Below are 5,601 nucleotides of genomic sequence, written 5' to 3' on the forward strand. Positions count from 1 at the left end.
TGCCGTCTTGGCAAAATTTCTTAAGGTCTTTTTCGGTTAGAATTTTACTCTTTCCGCTATTAATATCGACTAAAGTTACGCGCTCGGTGCATGAGTAGCACGGATCCATCGAGCATACGATTAGCGCCGCATCGGAGATGTTATTTCCGCGGAATTGAAATCGCAAGCTCGGCCAGTTATTATACGTAGCGGCGCGACATCTCCAGCGGTAAACCTTCTGTGCGTTGCCTTGCATGATCCAGTGGACATTTTCGCCGCGCGGTGCTTCGTCGTGACCTAAAGCGTAGTTTTCCGGTCTGATCATAGTCTGTGGATCGATCATTATCGGAGTTTGCGGCATTTGATGCAAGCACTGTCTGATGATGTGGATCGATTGTTTAAGCTCTTTATATCTTACGACTTCGCGACTGAATACATCGCCACCGTGCTCTACGGCTACTTCGAATTCTATCTTGTTGAAGAAATCATAAGGGTGATCGTAGCGGTTGTCGCGTTTAAAACCGGAAGCTCTCATATTCGGACCTACCGGGCTAAAGTCACGCGCCACTTTGCGATCTAATACGCCCACACCCTTCCAGCGACCGATTTGGCGTTTATCCTCCATAACGGCGTCCCAAATTTCAGAAATTTGAACATCAAGTTTATTGATGATCTCGATGCTCTTGCGGATTTCATTGTCGGTCATATCGCGGCGAAGTCCGCCCATTATTACATTGCCGTAGGTCTTGCGGCCGCCGGTTACGAGCTGGGCTAGCTCCATAGAGTACTCGCGCACTCTAAAGATATGCATGAAAGCGTTGTAGTTGCCCGTTACCTCGCAGGCTAGACCGATATTTAAAAGATGGCTGTGAAGGCGCTCGATCTCAAGGCAGATGACGCGGATAGCTTGCGCACGAAGCGGAATTTCAAGCTTGATGGCTTTCTCTGCTGCTTCAATACACGCAATCGCGTGAGCGTAGCCGCAAATTCCGCAGACGCGCTCTGCTAAATAGCCCATCTGATCGTAATTCATTCGGTTTTCAGCTAGCTTCTCCATACCGCGGTGTTGATAAAATAAGCGGTAGTCCGCATCGATAATCTCATCGCCGTCGCAAAATAGTCTGAAGTGTCCCGGCTCATCGCTCGTTACGTGAAGAGGCCCAAGTGGAACATCTACTACGCCGTCGCCGCTAGGAAATAAAAACTCTGCATTAGGCTCGTCTTTATGATCTACAGGATCGGGCCTATAGCGATAGTCCATTGCGTCTTTACGAAGTGGATGAAGCCCATCCGGCCAATCGTCGCTTAGCACTAAACGGCGTTTATCAGGTAAGCCCTCGGCGATTAAGCCGAACATATCGAAAGCTTCTCTTTCGTACCATACGCAAGCAGGCACTAAAGGAGTAACCGACGGGAATGTAGGATCCGATCCGGGAATTAGCGTCCTAACGGTGATGAAGCATTTATCCTCTGCGGCGAAATCCTCCGCTTCGGTCATCTTTCCACCTTCCATAGATATCGCATAGTAAAGCGCGAAATTTCCGTTTAGCTCGCGCTCATCATTAGGGATCATCGTGCTGATAAAACCGCCGATGTCATAATATAGCGTCTTAACCGCAAGCGGCAGATCATTTCTATCCACTAAAACGGTGATTTGATCCTCGGCTTGGCGGGTAACTTCTAAGACCTTGACTTTAGTCTTTAAAATTTCTATAAATTTATCGCCTCTCATTTTTAACCTCTCATCATTATTCTAACGCCGTTTTCGACGAGCATCCAAAAATCACCTACGTGCCATACGCCGAAAATTATCACTAAAGCGCAAAGCAAGATTAGCGGTAAATTTTCAAACAAGCTCATCTCTTTAGCATAAACCACTTCACCTTTAGGCGTACCGAAGCTCGCTAGATTAAAGTGCGCGAAGTCCGCGATGAAAATAATTACGAGCGCGATCGCAAATAATGCTACGGCTATGTATTGACCGCTGGCTATCGCGCCTTTGAAAACGTTAAATTCGCTTACGAATATCGCAAACGCAGGAACACCTACGAGCGAGCAGACCGCAGCACCAAACATTATCGTAGTAAGCGGAGCGATTTTTACCATACCGCCCATTCTAGACATATCTTTGTGACCATAAATTCTAGCGATATTACCGGTAGAGCAGAATGCAAGAGCCTTGGTAAAGCTGTGAGCTAAGCAGTGAAAGATTGCGGCAAGCAAGCCAAAATATCCGCCGATACCTAGCGCAAATGCAATAACACCCATATGAACAACCGAGTGGTAAGCAAACATCCTCTTTACGTCGTGCTGACGAACGAGGAAAATTCCTGCTATAAATAGCGTGATCGTGCCCGAAATCAGCATCACGTGCTTAACGAAGTCTGGCCCTACCGCTTCGGCGGTTACCGCGTAATATCTAAATATCGCTAGCATCGCACATTTTAAAAGCACACCCGAAAGTAGCGCCGAAATCGGAGCCGGACCTTCTGCGTGAACGTCAGGAAGCCAAGTGTGAGTAGGAGCAAGTCCTGCTTTGGTTCCAAAGCCTATTAGAGCGAATATAAAGATAAGCTTAGCGGCATCTTTGTTTAAGCCTTTGGCGTGATCCATAATGCTAGTCCAAAGCATCGAAGCCTCGCCATCGCCCGTGATTTTGAATGTAGCCGCATATAGTAAAACGGTCGCATAAAGTGCAAACGCTAAGCCGATCGAGCAGATAACGATATATTTGTAACCGCTCTCGGTAGATTTTTTGTCTTTATGAATAGCGACCAAAAATACCGATGCTAACGTAGTGGCCTCTACTGCAGCCCACATAAACGCGACGTTGTTGCAGATAACGCTAAGCGTCATCGTAAAAACGAAAACGTGGCAGAGCGCATAGTATTTTCTAAGATCGCTAAGATCCAGATGACCGCCCTGTATCTCCCACTTCATATAGGTGGTGGAGTATAAATTTACCAAAAAGCCCGTTACGGCGATTAGCACTAAAAATACGCAGCCTAAGCTATCTAGGAATAGAAATTTATCGTATGCGTAAAAAGCCTCAAAGTTGCCGCTGATAAGCTTGCCTACGTTACAGAGTAGCCCTGCGGATGTAACCGCAGAAATCAAAACGTGTAGCGTGCTTAGAAGCTTGAAATTCTTAGGGCATAAGAATAATATCAGCGCTCCGAGCAACGGAAAAATTAATATAAAAGCTAAACTATTCATCATTAACCCCTTAAATTCGAAGCTTTAGACGTATCAAGTCCGTCATAGGCTTTGTAAAATCTAACCGCTAAAACGCTCATAATAATAACCGCAAAGATTGCATCGGTTAAAATTCCAAGCTCGACTAGCTCGTGAGAGTTGTAAGCCATAAGTGCAAGGCTTAGGTGGATGCCGTTTTCAAATAGGCAGTAGGCTAGAATTTGCTTGATGAAAGAATTTCTTAGCATGAAGCCAAAAATTCCCATCATAAATACGGTTACTGCCGCTATTAGAACGATTCTTTCTTGAATAAGAGAGAATTTAAGCAAGATCGGATTGATTGTCATCGCAATCGCTAGCGAAAATCCCATCGCAATAACGGGGCTTACGAAAAAGCCGCCTACCGGCTCATCCTCGCTGATCACATCCAGCTTTTTAACTAGCCAAAATAAAATTCCCGGCACGAAAATAACCTTCGTAAAAAACGCCACTATCGCCCAAATTCTAAGCTGCGGCGCATTGAAGTTAGAATACAGCATAAAAAATATGCTTACCAAAAATAGCGTCTGAATCGCGTAAATTCCGATCGAAAGTTTTAAATTTCTAAGTCCGAATACCGCGAGTGACGTTACGATCATACAAATTGCTAAAATATCGATACTATTCATCTTAAAATCCTACTACGTAAAGCGTTAATGCCGCAAAAGCAATGGCAAGAGCGCCGCATGAAATTTTGCGCATGCTCGAAGTCATTCTGAAGCGTGGTCCAAAGTTGTCGATGAAAACGGCTGCTACGTAAAATACGCCGGTTTTTAGCACAAAGATTATGATCGCCAAAAACGGATTGCTAAAATTCCACGGCTCAAATATCGTTAGGAATAATCCGATCATCGCAAATTGCTTCAAAATAAGCGCCGCTTGCACTAAGCCGAGATCGCTACCTGCATATTCGCCAAGTAGACCTTCTTGAAGCTCTTGCTCGGCTTCGGCAAGATCAAATGGCTTTCTGCCGGTCTCGACATACATACACCATAAAAACGCAATCGAAGCGATAGCAAAGCTTGGAATTTGATAGCCGATCTGACCGCTGCGTACCATCCCCTGAATCTCAACTAAATTTGAAGTTCCCGCAGCCATCATTACTACGATTAGGCACATCATCATCACAGGTTCGACAAAAACGGCAAGCATCTGCTCGCGTCCGCCGCCGGTTGCGGCAAACGGGTTACCGCTATCTATCGAAGCCGCACCGAATACGAAGCGCAAAAGCGCGCCTAGATATAGGATAACGAAAATATCCGAATATGCTCCGAAAATTTTATCGGTGGTTGGATCGCTGTATGTAATAGGAATAGCCGCCAAAATCGCTGCCGAAGTAGCGAAAAGGGAAAACGGCGCCCACCTAAATACCCAGTGGCTGCACGCAGGAACGGTTCTGCCGCGCTTAAAAAGCTTAATAATATCGCGGTAAGTCTGGAAAAAATCGCTTCCTTGTTTCGACTGAAGCTTGGCTCGAAGTTTTCTCGCCATACCGTCGAAAAGTGGAGCGACTAGGACGATAACCGCGACTTGAAATATCATTAAAAATATAGTTTGTATAGTCTGCATCTTAAACCTCCTAGATCAAGAAATATCCGACGCCCAGTATCGCGCAAAGATAGATTAGGATGTAAAGCGTATATAAATTTGCATAGCCGCTTTGAATAATTCCTATCTTATCGGCGATCTTCTTACTCCAATCGATTACCGGTTGATAAATCATCGTCCACCAAATGTCTTGTGGGTGGTTGTGATACTCGATCGGTCCGAAGTAGCCGTTTTGCTCTATTCTGCGTTTATGACCTCTAAATAACCAGTCCATAATCTTTCTTAAATCGCCGGTAAAAGGACCGCCGGTCATCTGCATGCGAGGGCTATATTTAAAGCCGCACGCCCAAGGATCTGTCTCGCGAGGTTTGTCACGATTTGCTTTCATAACCGCTAGGATGATAAACGGAAGCAGCATTGTAGAACACAAAATCACTGCAATAAGAGGAGTTGAAACGATACTTCCCAAAGGCGAAGTGATTGACGAAGCGCCTAGGCTTGCGACAAATTCTCTATTGGAAGTGATAGAATTTACCGCCTGCATGATGTAATCGACTATGAAGTGTGCGCCTACGCCAAATCCCACGCAACCTATCATCAGTATGATCATTCCTAAAACCATCCCAAGAGGACTTTCTTTTGCATTTTCCCAAATTTTTTCATCTCTCGGGGTTCCTGCAAAGATTACCGCATAAAGCTTAAGGTGCATACCGACTAAAACGCCCGTAAGTGCAAGAGCGACCACTGCTAAAGAGAAGGCGTATCTGATGAAAATTCCGCTTTCCTTAGCGCCTTGAAGCATTCCTTGATAGGTAAACCACTCTGAAACGAAGCCGTTTA

General features: G+C 45.3%; 4 protein-coding genes and 1 pseudogene. All 5 read right to left on the reverse strand.

Translation table 11 applies throughout. The features are described from left to right. A partial coding sequence (locus Q0117_RS03340) for a hydrogenase large subunit (RefSeq protein ID WP_297922516.1) occupies positions 1 to 1,711 on the reverse strand: 1,711 nt, incomplete at its 3' end. A gap of 2 nt (positions 1,712 to 1,713) precedes the next feature. Further along, positions 1,714 to 3,195 (reverse strand): hydrogenase 4 subunit F, encoded by a 1,482-nt coding sequence (locus Q0117_RS03345; RefSeq protein ID WP_297922519.1) that lies wholly within the window; start codon positions 3,193 to 3,195, stop codon positions 1,714 to 1,716. Positions 3,196 to 3,197: 2 nt separating this feature from the next. Beyond that, positions 3,198 to 3,842: a hydrogenase 4 membrane subunit gene (gene hyfE / locus Q0117_RS03350; protein ID WP_297922522.1), complete on the reverse strand. Its 645-nt coding sequence runs from the start codon at positions 3,840 to 3,842 to the stop codon at positions 3,198 to 3,200. Position 3,843: 1 nt separating this feature from the next. Next, entirely contained in the window at positions 3,844 to 4,782 is a 939-nt protein-coding gene (locus Q0117_RS03355) for an NADH-quinone oxidoreductase subunit H (protein WP_297922524.1), read from the reverse strand. 10 nt (positions 4,783 to 4,792) lie between these two features. After that, positions 4,793 to 5,601, reverse strand: a pseudogene (locus Q0117_RS03360) (hydrogenase 4 subunit B); the annotation flags it as partial.

It is taken from the genome of uncultured Campylobacter sp., from assembly GCF_937997535.1.
Taxonomy (GTDB): domain Bacteria; phylum Campylobacterota; class Campylobacteria; order Campylobacterales; family Campylobacteraceae; genus Campylobacter_B.